The following is a 17433-nucleotide window of genomic DNA, read 5'->3' as shown; positions in this document are numbered from 1 at the left end:
TACAATGATTCGTGTAGCAATCAACTTTTTTCTTCCTGGCAAAGGTCCGATGCCTGATTCCGAACGCATCCCCACCAATCTCAGAACGCTCCTGATCCTTGAGGTATTGGGCAAAAGCGATGCGCCAATGACGGCAACCGAGATCAACGAACACCTCGCCCTGCCCAAGCAAACCGTCCACCGGCTCTGCGCAACGCTCGAAGCCGAGGGTTTTCTCACCCGCCACGAAAACTCGCGCAAATATCACGTCGCCCGCCGGCTGCGCGAGCTTGGGTCCGGCCTGCTCTACAATTCACGCGATCACATCGCCCGCCGTCAGATCCTGCTCGACGTCGCCGCGAAAGTGGGCGAAACAGTCAACCTCGTCGTCGCGGAAGATTCAGGCATGCGCTATGTTGACCGCGTCGAAACTGATTGGCCGTTTCGCATCCAGCTGCCAATCGGGACAAACGTACCCTTCCACTGCACCGCAAGCGGCAAATGCTTTTTGGCGAGCCTCTCTCCAAAGATCCGCGCGAATTTTGTCTCTGCACTCGATCTCACGCCGATGACCCACCGCACTCACACAACGCCGGATACGCTGCTCAAAGAACTGCGTGACATTCGCAAACGCGGCTACGCGCTTGATGAACAGGAGTTCTTCGAAGGTATGGTCGCCATTGCGGTGCCGATCTGCGACCCAGCTGACCGCTTCCTTGCTGCACTAGCCTTTCATGGGCCGACACAACGCATATCGATTGAGGGCGCGCTCGAACGGCTTGAGTTGCTCACTGATGCCGCCAATCGAATTCAAAATGTTCTTTTCGCCGCCCACGATTAGGCCAACTGGTCCGCAAGCCATCACGGACCGGATCAGAGGTCGAGATACCCCTCAAAACGCAAGTCCGACGAAAGCCGGATCAGGTCACTTGCGGGCCGTCCCACGATCCGCGCAAGCGCAGGGCAGCCGATCACTTCGGCAGGCACCGTAATCACTGCCCGCAGCGCTTCCTCATAAGGCACCCCGATAACATTCGCGTAGCGATAAAGCCCCTCAGCCTGCGTCAGATGTGCCCCCGCCAAACTCCCCTCCGCATTCACAAGCCGCCCGTCTTTGACCGAAATTTCATGCGAATAAAGGCTGAAATGACTAGGCCCACCCACCGTCGGCATCGCGTCAGAGACAAGGAAAAGCTGCTCCTTTTCGGGCCGCGCACGCCGCGCGAGCGCAATCATCTCGTCATCCACATGGATCCCATCGACGATCAACCCGGCATAAACACTCGAATTGATAACCGCCCCTGTTACGCCAGGCGCCCTGTTCAGCATCGGTGACATCGCGTTGAACAGATGCGTCGCGCAGGAAACCCCTGCCTCAATCGCCGCGCGCGCCTCATGAAATGTGGCGTCCGAATGCCCGATCGACACGACAGCCCCCATCGCAGCAAGCTGGCTGATCTGCTCATTGGTAATAGCTTCGGGCGCGACGGTGATCATCACCGGAATATGCGCGTCCCGCAGGCGCGAAACCTGCGCCAGCGTCGCGTCATCCATCGGGCGCACATATTGCGCCGCATGGGTTCCCCGCCTCGAAAGCGAAATATGCGGCCCTTCAATGTGCAGGCCCAACAGGCCGGCCTTGGGCTGTGCTGCGATAACGGCCTCCACCGCTTGCGCCAAAATCTCTGGCGCATCAGTGATGATCGTCGGCAAAATGGCCGTTGTCCCGAATACCCGATGCGCAGCCGCGATCTTGTCCATCCCCGCCACGGTCGGCGTCGCATTGAACAGCACGCCACCACCACCATTCACCTGAAGATCGATCAAGCCCGGCGAGACGATACCAACTACAGCCTTTGCTCCCACCGGCGCCTCCGATGCCGGTTGCACGCGCTCCACCACACCATCAACGATGCATATGGCCGCTTCTGTCTGAAGGGTTTGTCCATCAAAGACCGCTTGGGGAAGAAGCCACGTCTTTTTATTCATCGGGTGTCTCCTTGCTGCCCACTTCATCAGGGTCCAGCGTACTTTCGGGGCATTCCGCGCGGTTCCGCGCGGCGATATCACGCAAAATATCAGGCACCCTCGGCCTCCTGCGCAGCGGCAAGAGCCGCGCCACGCGCGCCGCTGGCATCCCCCCCCGTTGCAAGCCCGACGGGCGGAACGCGGAACCCTTCAATCTGGATCTTCGCCAATCGGTCACTCAACTCGTCAGCCACATGCGGTATCTGGCTCAAGCCACCACCAAGAACGATCACGTCAGGGTCAATGGTCTGGACGAGGGTGAGCAACAGATCCGCCGTCAACTCCAGCCATACATTCCAAACCTTCGCAAATTGTGGGTTGTCTGCCTTCCGCTGGCCGATGGCCTGCGACGTCGTCTCAAGCCCGCATAGGTCGCGTGCCATCCGCACCAATCCCGGCCCCGAAATATAACTCTCGATACAGCCGCGCCGCCCGCATCCACACGGATATATCGGCACACCATGTGCCTGAATAACAGCAGCGGATGCGCCGATATGACCAAACTCACCACCAACACCGGCAGGTCCGGGTCGTAGGTAAGTGTCATAGGCGACGCCGCCACCTACGCCGGTTCCCAGTATCAGCGATACGACCGTTCTATGTTCCTGTCCGATCCCGAACACCGCTTCCGAAAGCGCCAGCGCGCGGCAGTCATTCACATATGTGATCTTCTGGCCAACCGCCCGCTCGATATCAGCCGGTAGTGGCCTCCCCTTAGCGGGCAGGTTGGCGGTAAAGGCATTGCCGTTTTCATCAACAAGACCGGCCGCGCCGATCCCGATAGGGATCGCAATCTCCGCCTTGTCCTTCACCCAGCGAACCAGTTCCACCAGCGCCTCGACCAAAGCCTCATACGTCTCCGGCGTCGAAACACGCCGCCGCTCGACAAGCTGCCACTCCGTATCAAACAGCTGTGCCTCGGCCTTCGTCCCGCCCAGATCTATCCCCGCATAGGCAATCACCGCGCCACCTCGTAAAGCGTCACACCGGAAACCACCCTTGATAGCGTTCCCCGCCCTGCAAAGGGGTCATCAACGTGCAAGCCCATCGCATCGGCCCAATAGGCGCCTGCAAGTTGCGCATAGAGGATCGCATTCGGCGCGGCCCAAACCGCCCCGTCTGGATGCTCCATCAGAATGTCCCCCTCAGGCCCGATGGCCAGCACACGGGCCTGAGGGAACTGCATCCGCAATTCAGCGATCAGGTCTGCTTCATATTTTGCTTCAGGGGCCGCACCACTGGTGAACACAACAACAAGCGTCCCGTCATTCACAAACGACTTCGGCCCATGACGGAATCCCAGAACGCTGTCCCACAGGCACGGGATCGCCCCTGCCGAAAGCTCCATCACCTTCAGCGCCGCTTCCCGCGCAGCAAAGGTCATCGCGCCAGTTCCAAGAAACACCGCGCGCTCAGGCGCCGCGCCAATCGCCGCCTCGAATTGCGGGAATAACCGCGCAAATTCCACCGCCGCGCGGTGCAGTTTCTCAGGGTCGCTCTCACCATCGGCAAACAGCATCAACGCCGTCAGAAGCATCGTCGAGAAGCTGCTTGTCATCGCAAAACCGCTGTCATGCGTCGCCTCGGGAAGAACAATCACACGATTATTCACCCCTTGCCGCATTGCCAGCGTGCTTTCGCCGTTGCAGGTGATGTTCAGACGTGGCGCATCCGGCGCGAGCGCATCCAGCGCATCAAGCGTACCGATACTTTCAGACGAATTCCCCGACCGCCCGAAGCTCACCACCAGTGGCCGCCTTCCGGTCAGGAACGCCTGCGGACGCGCCACGAGATCCGTCGACGGAACCGACCGAAACCGCTCTAGACCCCGTTGGCCTTCAAGCCCCGCCACGATGATGTCGCCGATGAACGCACTGGTTCCCGCGCCACAGAACCACACCTCGTCAAACGACTGCTGCGCGATCCATCCTTGATGCGCTGCAAAATCGCAGGTCCGCGCCCAATCCTTCCAGATATCCGGCTGCGCACATATCTCGTCCCATGTGGCCCATCGGGTGAGATCTCGTCCTGTCATCGTGTCATCGTTACCTTTGCAAGGGTCGTCGGTGCATCTGGATCAAGCCCGAGGGCCAATGCAACATCTAGAATAACAGGATAGATATGGCGTAACAGCGCCGCCGCGGCTGCGGCCGGTGTCAATCCATCCGCTGTTGGGGTCAAGCGTACCACATGCGCGCCGGTTGCCCCGAACCGTGCGACCGCATTGTCGATGCTTTCGGCGGTCCCTGGAGCGCCGGTATCAAGCACCAGCACCGTAAGCGGGTTGGTCGCCAATTGCAGTGGGCCATGCAGCACTTCGGATGCCGAATAGGCCTCCGCATGAATAGCGCAGGTTTCCTTGATCTTCAGCGCCACTTCATGCGCGGCACCAAAGCCCGTATCACGCCCAACGACATAGACATGCTGCGCGCGCAGCAAAGCCGCACGCAGACGCGCATGCACCTCGGGCGGCAAATTTTCGATGGCATCAAACGCCGTGACCGACGCCTCCAACGCAACTTTGTAACTGGGCTTCAATGCAGCGAGCAGCGCCAATCCCGCAGCAATGGAACCAATCACCGTTTTCGTCGCCGGAACCGCAAGCTCCGGCCCTGCCCCGATGCGGAAAGTCACGTCCGCCGCAGCTTCCACGTCCGAGCCTTCAACATTGGTAATCGCCACAACCTGCCCACCTGCCTGATGGATACCCTTCGTCGCACGCACCAAATCCTCGCTGGCCCCTGATTGGGAGATGACCAATCCAGCCTTACCCTCCATCCGTACTCCAGACCCGACGGAAAAGACCGACGGCGGCAAAGACGTCACCGGAATGCCCAACTCGCGCATGAATTCATACGATATGATATTCGCCGCCGCGTCCGAAGACCCCCGCGCGATGGTGTAGAAAGCCGACGCCTGCGCCAAACCCACCCGCGCCACAGCCTCTGAGTGATCTTGCATGGCCGCCCTTTTGAACACAAAGCCGGACTCCGCCAGTTCAGCCGCCATCAGTCGGCCTGCTGCGTGCTGTTCTGCCATCATTAAACCGCCCTCAGCTTGTATTGGTCGAACTCCTGCCACGTCTCAGCCAAATCAACGACCTGCCGCGATGCACGCGCCTGATCCAGCGCAAGCGCCGCAACGCCAGCCTCCAAAGCATCCACGATAGAAACCGGGAGCGTCGCAGACTGTCCGCGCAGATATTTGGCGATATCAGCCGCCATCAGATGATCCGCCCCGTAATGATGGCTCAACTGCGCCTGTTCGCCCTGCGTGTAATCATGTTCGGCATAAGTTGACCCGTCCCGCCGCGTCACTTTCAGAAAACCGCGCACAAAATCCCCTTCCGCCATCCCCATCGCGCCGAGGATACAGAAACGGCGATGCTCGTCGGGCACGTTCAGATTGGTATGAAATGCAAGGCTCGCACCCGTTTCATACTCGAGGATCGCCGTTTGAAAATCGATGATGTCCCCGTCCGAATGGAACGGATCGTCGACAGAATCCCAGATCGATTTCTTGACATGAAAGATTTCCGCCTCCGCGTTCGAAGTCGGCGCATGGGCCGGCACAAAGGACTTGCGCCCGCCAAAGCTCGCCACCCGCGCAGGCCGCGATCCGGTGACCATGTTGTAGATATCAAGGTCGTGGCAGCATTTCTCGAGCATGAACCCGCCGGAGTTATGCTCCATTCGCCGCCAGTCGCGCATGAAAAAGGCGCCATGATAAGGCCCGATATGCTCGTTGGCCTCAAGCGATACGATCTTGCCCAGCGCCCCATCCGCCATCGCCTGCCGCAAATCCACCATGTGCTGGGAATAGCGCAAAACCAGCCCCACCATCAGCCGCGATGCCCCGCCATGCTGCGCCAACAGGCGTGCCAGCTCGATCGTTTCGGGGATCGAAACCACCACCGGCTTCTCGGTGAAGATATGCGGAACATCCGCCTCCAGCCCCGCGCGGATATGATCTAGGTGAAAGCGGTTCGGCGATCCCACGAAGAACAAATCCGGCTTGCATGCGGCCAGCATCTCCTCAACGGTTTCGAACTGCGGAACCTCCGCGCCGATCATCCCAAGGTAGGTCGATTGCGGGTCGACATAGCCTACAAATTCGATCTCCGGCATCGTCTCCTTAAAGATCGAAAGAACATGCGCGGGCCTCAGCCCTATTCCAGCGGTCGCTACTCTCACAGCAGCCCCTCAAACGTCAAACATGGGGGCTTGCTTGCGGCGCAATACCTCGCCGGAAGCAGTGAAAACGTGACAGTCGGCCGGATTGACCGTCAATCCCAGCGGCTCTCCTTCGCTCGCCACGGTCACCCCGTCCAAAGACGCGCAGAAGGTGGTCCCGTCCGAGAGCGCGCCATAGGCAATCGTCACACCGCCAAGGCGCTCAAGCACCCTCACGTTAAGCGCCATGCCATCGCCAGCACTCAGGTCTTCGGGCCGCATACCCACCTCGACCGCATCGCCCGGCTTGGTAGTCCCCGGCTCAACAGGCAGCACAAGGCTCCCGCCGGATTTCAGATCGACCTTCACGCCCTGCGCATCAACTGCCGCCACCACGGCAGGGACAAAATTCATATTTGGCTGGCCAATGAAACTGGCTACAAATTTGGTCGCCGGATGATGGTAGAGTTCCATCGGCGTTCCAAACTGCTCTACATGACCACCGTTCAAAACGACAATCCGGTCAGCCATCGTCATCGCCTCAACCTGATCATGCGTCACATAAACCATCGTGGCGTCCAGCTCGCGGTGCAGCTGCGACAGCTCCACCCGCATATCGCCGCGCAGGGCCGCATCAAGGTTGGAGAGCGGTTCATCAAACAGGAACACCCGTGGCTCCCGCACAATCGACCGGCCAATCGCGACCCGCTGCCGCTGACCACCCGATAGCTGCCCCGGCTTCAGTTGCAGCTTATCGGTCAGCTGCAAGATACCCGCGGCCTTCTTCACCCGCGCGTCCAGTTCGCCAGCGGGCATCTTTTGGACCCGCAAAGGGAAGGCAATATTTTCATAAACAGAAAGATGAGGATAAAGCGCGTAGGATTGGAACACCATCGAAATGCCCCGCTCGACCGGCGGCGCGGCGCTGACATCCTCACCGCCAATGACCATCTTGCCGGCTGTCGCCTCTTCCAGCCCCGCGATGATACGCAACAGTGTCGATTTTCCGCATCCCGACGGCCCGACGAAGACAACGAACTCCTTGTCGCGAATGGCGAGGTCAATGTCATGCAGAACCTTGGCTGCACCAAATGATTTGCTGATTTTTTCCAGATCAAGAGTTGCCACGGGCTTATCCTGTTTGTCGAATGAGAGAGAAGTGCGATCCGGGCGGCACTCACCACCCGCCCGGATCAGGGAGGCTGCGCTTACAGCGCGTCGTCGAGCTCTTCGCCCGCGATTTCAACCAAGTTTTCCACGGTGTCGTCATCGAGGATGACGCCTTGGATCATGTTGGTGAAGACCGACTGAAGCGATTTGAAATCTTCAACAAGCGGCTCGGGGCCACCTGCCGCGATCCCGTTGATAAAGACCTGCCAGTAGTCGTCACCCTCGTAATACGGGTTCTCGAAGCCGAGCTTCGCATAGTCGAAGATCGGCGTCAGGCCCCACTCGGTATCAAGCGCATATTGGCTCTCTCCAGTTGTCAGCATCGCTGCAAGCTCATGCGCCAGTTCCTCGTGGCCAGAGCCCTTGAACACGGCAATCGAGTCGGTGATCAGGATGGTCCCGTTATCGCCGCTCGGCCCATGCGGAACCGGAACGGTGATCTCGTTGATGCTGTCGTTATGCGCACCACGTCCCCACGGGCCGTTAATGTACATACCGATCTTACCGTCGTTATAAAGGTCGGTCAGCTGAGAACGCTCCCAAGCGGTCGGGCCTTCCTGCGCCACTTCCACAAGCGTGCCGTAAAACTCCAGCGTTTCGCGGGTCTGGTCGCTGTCGAGCATGTTTTCGCCCGTCTGCGAGTCGATCACAACACCGCCGTTCGAGTACAGGTAGTTCAGGAACTGGTGCATCGTGTTGTCGAAATCTTTGCCCGCAAGACCAACGCCTGCGGCGTCGGTGTTGTCGTTGATCGCTTTGGCGAGCGCATACATGTCATCCCATGTCTCAGGCGCTTCACAGGTAGCGCCAGCGGCTTCCGCCAGATCACAGTTGATGAACATCGCCTTGGTCGAGAACGCGCGCGGGTAGCCCCACTCGGTGCCTTCGATGGTAACGGTGTTCAGGATGCCCGGCTGGTACGCACCGCGGGTTTCGTCAGAGATTTGCGCCGGAACGATCAGATCGTTGTTGGCCAACTGGCGCAGCGTGCGGCTGCCCATATAGGCGATCGAGGGCGGGTTGCCTGCGGCAGCGAGCGTCAGCGCCTTGTCTTGGCAAGTGCCCCACGGAACCTGCTCAAGGTTCACCGTCACGCCCGGGTTCGCAGCCTCAAAGTCAGAAACGACCTTCTCGTCGGCGTGGAAGGCTTCACCACCGCACATAATGAAGTGCAGCTCTTCCGCCTGCGCCGAAAGCGCCGACCCGCAAAGAAGCGCCGCTCCCACTGTTAACGTCTTCAGGTTACTCATCTTGGTCTCTCCCTTTTTGGACCTTGGTTGTTATTCTTTCACAGCCCCTGCGGTCAGTCCGGCCACAAGGTATTTCTGCAAGAATAGGAAAATCAGCATCACCGGCAGCACGCCTGTCAGCGCGGCAGCCATCATCTCGTTCCACGTCACCGTCTGGTAGCCGACGAACTCAAACAAACCGGCAGGCAACGGCTGGTATTCGCGCGTTTGGTTGAATGTGATCGCGAACAGGAATTGCTGCGCATAGGCACCGATAAAGATCGCGGTACCGACAACGATCAGCCCCGGCACCGCCAGCGGCAGCACAACACGGCGCAACGTGTAAAGGCGGCTCGCACCATCCACATACGCAGCTTCTTCCAGCTCGACAGGAATTTTTTCCAGATACGAGCGCAGCAGCCAGATGCCGGTCGGGATCAGGAACGCCACACCGGGAACAATCATCGCCCAATAAGTGTTCAGCAGGCCCAGCGTGCTCAGCACCCGATAGAGCGGGATCAACAACACCGCGCCGGTAAACATATTGACCCCAAGGAACATCCCCAGCGATGCGGATTTGAACGGGAAGTCGAGCCGCGCATAGGCATAGGCCGCCGGCACCACCAATATCATCGTCAGGAGCGTCACCGATCCGGCAATGAACACCGAATTGAGGATGTAGCGCCCCAAGAGCGGCACCGTGACCCACATGTCACGATAGGCCCTAAAGCTAAAATCATCAGACCAGAACTGGTACGGACTGCGGAACAGATGCTCCAGCGGCCGAAGTGAAGCCATGAACATCTCGAAGAACGGCAGTAGGATGAAGATCAGGAAGATCGCAACCGCAATGTAGATGCCCGCCATTTGCAGCTTTGTGTAACGGTCCATCATCTTACTTCACCCCGTAGTGCTTGTTCACCTTGTTCAGGAAGAACAGGTAGATCAGCGAGAAGATTGCCAGCAGGACAACGATCACCACCGCCCGCGCGGCGCCTTCGCCAAATTTGAAGTTCCCGATCGCGGTCTTGTAGGTATCGATGATAAGGGTCGTGGTCGCGCTGCGCGGTCCGCCCTCCGTCAGGATCCAGATGATCTCGAAGCTGTTGAAGGTAAAGATCGCGGAAAGCAGCGCCATCGACACGATCACCGGCATGATCTGCGGGATCGTAATCCGGCGGAAACGGTACCAGCGCCCCGCGCCATCGACCCACGCCGCTTCATACAGGTCACGGCTTACCCCTTGCATCGCCGCAAGGAAGAACAGCGTCACCATCGGTGTGCCAACCCAAACATCGGCCACCACGGCAGAGTAGAAAGCGGACTGCTTGTAGGCGAGGAATTCGAACGCCTTGTCGATAATGCCGACATACTGCGCCGTCCCCGAAAGCACGCCGAAGGCACCATTATAGAGCCACAGCCAGCCGATCATGCCGATCGCCATCGGGATCACCCAAGGCGGCATCACCAAAACACGGAACAACGCCCGGCCAGGCACGGCCGCATTCAGCAGCGTCGCCCCGATCAGGCCCAACACCAGCTTCAAAGCAACCGATAGGAACATCCAATAAAAGGTCCGGACGATCGTCTGCTTGAACTTACGGCTATCGGCAAGCTCTGCGTAATTCTCCAGCCCGACATAGCTCTCACCGCCCAGATTTGCGTCAGTAAAGGACAGGCGAAAAGTTTCGAACAGGGGCCACGCCACGATTACACCGATGAAAATCACCGCTGGCGCAATCAGCAACCACGCAAACCACGCCTCCGGCAAACTGCGGCGCCTGGGGTGTTGAATTTGTGACGAACTGGTCATGTCCCCTCCCGAATTGCCGGTGAATCATCAAAGGAATCACCGCCCATTCCCAAACTATATGGATGTTACCAATAAATGCTACCAAAATAATACCTTTAATGATTTTTTTCAAAATAGGCAGCAAAATTGAGGGTTTATTTGATTTTATTCTTGCTGTCAGCTACCAGAATTGGTTATTGGTATTCTAAATTAAATACCAAAAGGGCGCGCCACATGGAAGCGAACAGAGATCTTTTCCGCACAGACCTGTGGTACCGCCCCAAAGAGGGCTCACGCTACTTGCAGCTCTCTCGGTACATCGCCGCTGCGATTGCCGATGGCCAATTGGAGAAGGGCTATCAGCTTCCGGCCGAGCGCGATCTGGCCGAAATTGCCGATGTCAGTCGCGTCACCGTCCGCAAAGCGGTCGCCGAGCTTGTCGATGCGGGGTTGGTCGAACAAAAGCGCGGCTCCGGCAGCTTTGTTCTCGGGCCGGCCCAGCGAACCGAGCAATCGCTTTCCAGCCTCGTGTCTTTTTCCGAGAACATGGCCGCCCGTGGGCGCAAAGCCACAAGCACGATCATTGATCGCGGCCTTTACACCCCAACGCCGGACGAAATGATGGCGCTTGGCCTGTCTCCCAACCAAAAGATTTCCCGCATCGAACGCCTGCGCAGCGCCGATGGCATCCCCATGGCGCTCGAAAAATCGGCCATCCCCAGTGATGCCCTGCCGCGCCCTGAAGCCGTCGAAACTTCTCTCTACGAAGTGTTGCGCCGGTCAGGTTTGGCTCCGTGCCGCGCAATCCAGCGGGTCACAGCGGTAAACGTCACTGGTCAACAGGCGCATTTGCTGGAGGTACCGGAAAACACGGCGATCCTGCAAATCAATCGGACCGGCTATCTTGAAAACGGGCGCCCTATTGAACTGACCCAAGGTCTTTACCGGCCCGATATCTATGATTTCGTCTCCGAAATCAGCCCCGAACAAGCGTGAGGGCCACCGCGTGAAATTCACCGCTACCCTCGACGCTGCGATCATCCGTTGCCAGATCACCGCTGACCGCGCCCTCGCCGCGCCGGTATTGTGTTATTCCTGCATGGCGCCCAGCCTGTCCGCTGACGGCTTGACGCGCTTGGCCAGCATCGGCGGCTACACCGAAATTCAGCTGCCCGATTTACAACCCGATCAGCCTTACGCATTTTCGTTGATGTACGAAAACCCCGCCTTCCTCCCCGCAAACAGAGCATGGCTACCGATGGGCGCGTATCTACGCTGCGGAGATGAGGTGATCACCCTGCCCAAGCTGCGCCCAGCCGGCGTTCAACGCGGCGCGATGACCTATGGCGCGGGAACAGCGCCGTCACTTCTACTGTGTCCCCAACCCACCTCCTTCGCGCCTTCCGGAGGTTCGGCGCCCATCATATCCATTCGCTCTCGTTCTTCCGCGCTGCAAGAGGTGGACGCACTGTTTCAGCGCAACGGTCTGGGGCAATTGCTGGCAGAGGATGGCCTGCCCATCGTTTTGGAGCACAACGCGGCACTGGCGAGCGAGGCCTATATCCTCGAGATCACGCCAGCCAAGATCACCCTCAGCCACAGCACGGAATCCGGTGTTTTCTACGGTGGCATCACGCTCGCCTCGCTGATCTTCCTGCATGATGGCGCAGTCCCCTGCGGCACGATCACGGACCGGCCCCGCTTCTCGTGGCGCGGCCAGCATCTGGACTGCGCGCGCCATTTCTACGAGGTCGAGACGATCCTGCGTCTGCTCGACCTGATGGCGCTTCTGAAGCTGAACCGGTTTCACTGGCACTTCGCTGATGACGAGGCTTTTCGGCTCGAACTGGCAAGCCTGCCAGACCTCTCGAAAACCCATTTCCGAGGCGAGGGCGCACTTGTCCCCGCGTTGTTCGGCGGCGGCCCACATGCAGGCGGCAGCTACTCCCGTGCGGATGTTTCCCGCATTCTGGCGCATGCGAAGGCACTGTCTATCGAGGTCATTCCCGAGATCGAGATCCCCGCCCACGCCTTCGCCCTCTGCGCCGTCTACCCCGACACTCGCGACCCCGAAGAGACAGGCACCGAACAATCGGTTCAGGGCTATTTCCGTAATGTCGCGAACCCTGCGATGCCCGAAACTTGGCGCATTTGGGAATCAATGGCCGACGAAATCAGCACGCTTTTCCCGTTTGATGTGATCCATCTGGGCGGCGATGAACTGCCCGAGGACACATGGTCAGGCTCACCCGCCGCCCGCGCCCTGATGGCGAAAGAAGGGCTGCACACCACCCAAGATCTTCAGGGTTGGATCACGCATAAGATGGCTTCCCGCATGTCCGCCTTGGGCAAAACCCCTGCTGGATGGGAAGAATCCGCGCTTGGCACTCCCAATATCGGCGCCGATGCCATCATCTTCAGCTGGACAGGCCAAGGCCCCGGTCTTGAGGCCGCCCGCAGGGGCAATCAGGTCGTTATGATGCCGGGTCAGAAAACCTATCTCGACATGGCACAAACCGCCTCCCCCGATGACTGGGGCGCGACATGGGCCACGATCATCGGACTGGAAGACACGATCGATTGGGATCCCGTCCCTGATGACGAACCGGAACTAGAAGCGCAGATCATCGGCGTCGAGGGCGCTTTCTGGTCCGAGTTCACCACCCAAGACAATGAGATGGAAGCGATGCTTGCGCCCCGCATCTTGGGCATCGCGACAAAGGCATGGGCCCGCAAAGACCAAGCCGATCGCGACACGCTCCTTGGACTGCGCGCCACCTACGCACGGCTCTTCGATCAGATCGGTTGGGATCAGGCGTAAAGCCCGCGCGATCCGCTAACTCAAACGCAAAACGCCCGACCATCAGGATCGGGCGCTTTGTCATTCTTGAAGTGTCCGCAATCAGCCCGGCGACAAGCCGCGCAGCCGCTCGGAACGGCGACGGAGCAGTTCAACCGTTGTCAGCAACATGATCGAAACCGCCACAAGGATCGACGCTGCCGCAAGGATCGTCGGGCTGATCTGTTCGCGCAGGCCGGTGAACATTTGCCACGGCAGGGTCTGCTGTTGAGCAGAACCAACGAACAGCACCACCACGACTTCGTCAAACGAGGTGATAAAGGCAAAAAGACCACCCGAAATCACACCCGGCAGGATCAGCGGCATTTGCACACGGAAGAAGGTCGTCACAGGGTTCGCACCCATATTCGCCGCCGCCCGCGTCAGCGACCGGTCAAAGCCGACCAGCGTCGCCGTCACCGTGATGATGACAAACGGCACTCCCAGAACCGCGTGCGCGAGGATGACCTTAACATAGCCAACAAAGGACTGGTTCAGCCCCAGAGTGGCCTCCAGCCAGTTCCCCAGCGGTGCATAGAAGAAGAACATGCCGGTCGCCGAGATGATCAGCGGCACGATCATCGGCGAGATCATGATCGCCATGATCGTCTGCCGGAAGGGCACATGCGATTGCGAAAGGCCAATCGCCGCCAGCGTCCCGAGGCTTACCGAAATGACCGTCGCAATCGGCGCAATGATCAGCGAGTTCTTCAGCGGCACCATCCATTCGTCAGTACCGAGGAAGTCCCGATAATGCTTCAGTGAATAACCAACCGGATCGAAGGCCAACATTTCAGGCGTGAAGGTAAAGAAGTCCTCCGCGTTGAATGACAACCACATCACCGGCAGCAGCGGCGCGATCAGGAAGAAGAACACCAACCCGCAGATGAACAGGAACGTGTTGTACCATAGCGTTTCGCGTGCCGTATAGTAGATCGGCACGTTCTTGCGATAGGCACCAGTATCAAGCCAGTAAAAGAACCAACTCAGCACCGCACCGATCAAACCGCCCGCCACGGCCGCGCCGAGGTTACTGAACAGGAAACCGGCCAGCGCGCAAAGAGCAATCGTCGCCCAGCGCCCCGCAGTCCGCTTGACTGCGAATTTGCTCAAGGTGAATGCCAGCGCAAACCCAAAAGCCGCACCGATGAGCACGCCGATCCACGGATGGTTGTCGAAGGCATTGCCGACGACAAATCCGAAAGCGCCGCCAAGGGCCGCGGTACAAGGCGCGGTGAAGCTCATCAGATCCGGACGGAAAGAAGGTCCTACATATGCCATCAATCAGCCCCCCAGTTTCACGTTATCAATGCCCACGATCCTGTCGTAGAGCCAGTACAGCAACAGAACCACCGCCAGCAGGATCGTGCCAAGCGCAGCCGCGAGGCCCCAGTTGAGCGAGCTGGAAATGTGATAGGCAATCCGGTTCGAGATAAACACACCGTCAGTACCACCCACGATTTCAGGCGTGATGTAGTAGCCGATTGCAAGGATGAACACGAGGATCGAGCCCGCACCGATGCCCGGCACCGACTGCGGGAAGTAGACCCGCCAGAACGCTGTCCAGTTGGTAGCACCAAGGCTCTTCGCCGCGCGCAGGTAGCTTGGCGGGATGGTCTTCATCACCGAATAAAGCGGCAAGATCATGAACGGCAGCAGGATATGCGTCATCGCGATGACCGTACCCGTCGCGTTGTTCATCAGGATCAGCCGGTTCGCGTCATCCACAAAGCCAAGCCAAACAAGGATTTCATTTATCACGCCCTGCTGTTGCAGCAGCACCTTCCAAGCGGATGTCCGCACCAGAAGCGAGGTCCAAAACGGCAGAAGCACGAGGATCATCAGCACGTTGGCCGTGCGCAGCGGAAGGTTCGCCAAAATCCACGCCACCGGATAGCCCAGAAGGATACAGCTTCCGGTAATCACCAGCGACATCCACAGCGTCCGGATGAACAGCTTGATGTAGATCTGCTGATTTTCCGGCCGCATCTGTGCGCCGTCGGTGCCCTTTTCCATGTCAACGGAGTTCAGGAAGTAGCCCGAGGTGTAATCAGGGCTGTAAATCTTGATTGTCTTCCACACTTCGGGGTCAAGCCAATCCTCGTCCAGACCGGCAAATGCATCGCGGAACATCAGATCCGGCATCTGGTCGAGGTTCGCCGCAACCAGCTGCAAGTCTTCCGCATGTGGGCCAGTGTAGGCGTTCACCGCTGCCACTGTTTCCGGGTTGCGCAGATCAAGCCCGAGCGCGGCATAAACCGCTTCCCACGGATCGCGCTTGGAAACGTCGCGTTCCTCCTCCAGCGCCTCGAAAATCGCCCAATCGGCATAGGCCGCAGCCGTCAGGGGCAACATCTCGACCATATCGGCGGATAGCGTAAGCCCCACATCGCCGTTAAATTCGTCAGGGACCATTCCGTTCCACAGGTCGCGTCGCGACTCCAGCAGCGCTTCGCCGCCAGTGCCCGAGAGCATGGCGTACCATGTCTCGCCATCCTTCAGCGCAGGCGCGATATCTTCGATCGGGTCCTGCCATTCTTCACCAATATCGTCGAGATTCCGGCCAGAGGTCCGGAACAGAGACGACGTGCCGGTCATTTCATAATTCAGGCGGGTGCCGAGCTTGGTATGCTCTTTGGCTTCAGCCGCTCTGAAAAGATCAAAAAACAGCGCTTGGAAAACTTCTTCTTCAGGCGCCTCGGTCGAATTCGCATCCCATTCCTGAAGCTCATAGGTCGCTTCGGGCAAGGTACCGGAGACAATCTGGTTCTCGACAGAACGGAACAGCATTGTCGCAATCGGGATGATGAATGTTACCACCACGAAAATCAAAAGCGGCGCGATCAGTGCCAGCGCGCGGATCTTTTGGCGGCGCAAAGCGCGTGCGAGGCTCGTCTTTAGCGGCGTGCCATCAGCAGCGAGCATTGGGCCGGAGGATGTCGTATCACTCATGTGTACCCCGTTGGTGTTCTCTTGTTTATGATATCCGGCCGTTTCGCCGCCGGTTTATCTGAAAAACTTGGTCAGGAGGGGCCACTCGGCCCCTCCCTTTTGTAAAGGCTTATTGAGCAAGCCAAGCTTGGAATTTCGCGTCGATGTCGTCGCGATAGTCAGCCCAGAACTCGTAGTTGTAGAGGAACGTGTTCTTGGCGTTGTTCGGATCGGTCGGCATGTGCGGAGCCATGTCGATGCCGAGCGAAGCGTGCTGACCAACCAAGGGTGCGGAAGACGCACGAGCCGGGCCATAGGAGATGTACTTGGCTTGATCCGCAAGACGCTGCGTATCGGTGGCGAAGTAGATGAAGTCCATGGCGCGTGCCAGACGCTCGTCCGACAGACCTTCCGGAATGATCCAGCCGTCAAGGTCAAACACCTGAGCGTCCCACATCATGCCGATCGGCTGGCCCTGCTCTTCGATGGCAGAGAACAGTCGGCCGTTATAGGTTGAACCGATGAAGACTTCGCCGTCAGCCAGCAGCTGCGGGGTGTCTGCACCAGCGGACCACCAGATCACGCTGTCTTTGATGGTGTCGAGCTTGGCAAGTGCCTGCTCCTGACCTTCTTCGGTGGCCAGAACGTCATAGACGTCTTCCTTGGCGACACCGTCACAGAGCAGAGCCCATTCAACGTTGTTGATCGGGCGCTTCTCGAGCGAACGCATGCCCGGATAGGTGGCGAGGTCGAACACGTCACAGATGTCGTTCGGTGCCTCTACGCCTTCCGGAACCATGTCGGTGCGGTAGCCAAAGGTGGTCGAGTACACGATCTGCGGGATGAAGCAGTCGCCAACCAGCAGGTCACCGAAGTCATCCTCAGCCGAGGTGCCATCCGGTGCCGGTGCGAGATCTTCGTCGGCATCGATTTCCATTGCCAGACCTTCGTCGCAAAGGCGCAGCGCGTCTGCGGCAACAACGTCGACCACATCCCAAGTGATGTTGCCGGCTTCGTTCATCGCGCGCAGTTTGGCCACGGCTTCAGCGGAGCTTTCGTCCCAAGTGGTGGTGACACCGGGGTTCATCGCCATATACGGCTCGGTATAGGCGTTGATCTGGCTCTGCTGATAGGCACCGCCCCAGCTGACGAGCGTCATATCATTGGCCATGTGGCCGTCTGCGTGCGCCAATCCAGCCGTAAGGCCGAGGATGGACACCGCAGAAACGATCGTTGTCTTTTTCATAGTAACTCCCAAACTTTTTCTCGTGATTTTTCGTAGCGGGCCACGAG

At 58.7% G+C, this 17433-nt stretch carries 15 protein-coding genes; 3 read left to right on the top strand and 12 right to left on the bottom strand.

Annotated elements, in window-relative coordinates:
- Positions 1-49: 49 nt before the first annotated feature.
- Positions 50-820: an IclR family transcriptional regulator gene (locus AB1E42_RS03285; protein ID WP_368345573.1), complete on the top strand. Its 771-nt coding sequence runs from the start codon at positions 50-52 to the stop codon at positions 818-820.
- Between the two features lie 32 nt (positions 821-852).
- Here the strand turns inward: AB1E42_RS03285 and nagA are convergent, their stop codons facing one another.
- The 9 genes from nagA to AB1E42_RS03240 form a co-directional block, all read right to left on the bottom strand.
- The gene (gene nagA, locus AB1E42_RS03280) at positions 853-1968 is read right to left on the bottom strand and encodes an N-acetylglucosamine-6-phosphate deacetylase (RefSeq protein WP_368345572.1); all 1116 of its coding nucleotides are present in this window, start codon (positions 1966-1968) and stop codon (positions 853-855) included.
- Positions 1969-2057: 89 nt separating this feature from the next.
- Positions 2058-2969 (bottom strand): ROK family protein, encoded by a 912-nt coding sequence (locus AB1E42_RS03275; protein ID WP_368345571.1) that lies wholly within the window; start codon positions 2967-2969, stop codon positions 2058-2060.
- Complete coding sequence (locus AB1E42_RS03270; RefSeq protein WP_368345570.1) at positions 2966-4042, bottom strand: SIS domain-containing protein; 1077 nt, start codon at positions 4040-4042, stop codon at positions 2966-2968. The genes AB1E42_RS03275 and AB1E42_RS03270 overlap by 4 nt, the downstream gene beginning before the upstream one ends.
- Positions 4039-5049, bottom strand: coding sequence for an SIS domain-containing protein (locus AB1E42_RS03265; RefSeq protein WP_368345569.1), 1011 nt, complete (start codon positions 5047-5049; stop codon positions 4039-4041). The genes AB1E42_RS03270 and AB1E42_RS03265 overlap by 4 nt, the downstream gene beginning before the upstream one ends.
- Positions 5049-6200 carry a Gfo/Idh/MocA family protein gene (locus AB1E42_RS03260; RefSeq protein ID WP_368345568.1) on the bottom strand — a complete coding sequence of 384 codons (1152 nt, stop codon included), beginning with the start codon at positions 6198-6200 and terminating at the stop codon, positions 5049-5051. The genes AB1E42_RS03265 and AB1E42_RS03260 overlap by 1 nt, the downstream gene beginning before the upstream one ends.
- 9 nt (positions 6201-6209) lie before the next feature.
- Complete coding sequence (locus AB1E42_RS03255) at positions 6210-7307, bottom strand: ABC transporter ATP-binding protein (RefSeq protein ID WP_368345567.1); 1098 nt, start codon at positions 7305-7307, stop codon at positions 6210-6212.
- A gap of 80 nt (positions 7308-7387) precedes the next feature.
- Positions 7388-8599, bottom strand: a complete 1212-nt coding sequence (locus tag AB1E42_RS03250) for a sugar ABC transporter substrate-binding protein (protein ID WP_368345566.1) — start codon at positions 8597-8599, stop codon at positions 7388-7390.
- A gap of 30 nt (positions 8600-8629) precedes the next feature.
- Positions 8630-9472: a carbohydrate ABC transporter permease gene (locus tag AB1E42_RS03245; RefSeq protein WP_368345565.1), complete on the bottom strand. Its 843-nt coding sequence runs from the start codon at positions 9470-9472 to the stop codon at positions 8630-8632.
- A 1-nt stretch (position 9473) separates the two neighbouring features.
- Entirely contained in the window at positions 9474-10391 is a 918-nt protein-coding gene (locus AB1E42_RS03240; protein ID WP_368345564.1) for a carbohydrate ABC transporter permease, read from the bottom strand.
- Positions 10392-10604: 213 nt separating this feature from the next.
- Here AB1E42_RS03240 and AB1E42_RS03235 point away from each other — a divergent pair, with 213 nt between their 5' ends.
- Together AB1E42_RS03235 and AB1E42_RS03230 are read left to right on the top strand one after the other, a co-directional pair.
- Positions 10605-11366, top strand: a complete 762-nt coding sequence (locus AB1E42_RS03235; RefSeq protein ID WP_368345563.1) for a GntR family transcriptional regulator — start codon at positions 10605-10607, stop codon at positions 11364-11366.
- A 10-nt stretch (positions 11367-11376) separates the two neighbouring features.
- Positions 11377-13191 (top strand): beta-N-acetylhexosaminidase, encoded by a 1815-nt coding sequence (locus AB1E42_RS03230; RefSeq protein WP_368345562.1) that lies wholly within the window; start codon positions 11377-11379, stop codon positions 13189-13191.
- 81 nt (positions 13192-13272) lie between these two features.
- Here AB1E42_RS03230 and AB1E42_RS03225 read toward each other — a convergent pair whose 3' ends face one another.
- The 3 genes from AB1E42_RS03225 to AB1E42_RS03215 form a co-directional block, all read right to left on the bottom strand.
- A complete protein-coding gene (locus AB1E42_RS03225) occupies positions 13273-14490 on the bottom strand; it encodes an ABC transporter permease subunit (RefSeq protein WP_368345561.1) in 1218 nt (405 codons plus the stop codon).
- A gap of 3 nt (positions 14491-14493) precedes the next feature.
- Positions 14494-16161: an ABC transporter permease gene (locus AB1E42_RS03220; protein WP_368345560.1), complete on the bottom strand. Its 1668-nt coding sequence runs from the start codon at positions 16159-16161 to the stop codon at positions 14494-14496.
- A gap of 109 nt (positions 16162-16270) precedes the next feature.
- Complete coding sequence (locus AB1E42_RS03215; RefSeq protein ID WP_368345559.1) at positions 16271-17386, bottom strand: extracellular solute-binding protein; 1116 nt, start codon at positions 17384-17386, stop codon at positions 16271-16273.
- Positions 17387-17433: the final 47 nt, after the last annotated feature.

It is taken from the genome of Pelagovum sp. HNIBRBA483 (genome assembly GCF_040931995.1).
Lineage (GTDB): Bacteria > Pseudomonadota > Alphaproteobacteria > Rhodobacterales > Rhodobacteraceae > JAEPMR01.
The sequence above is the reverse complement of the archived record's forward strand: the minus strand, read 5'-3'. Positions and strand labels throughout refer to the sequence as shown.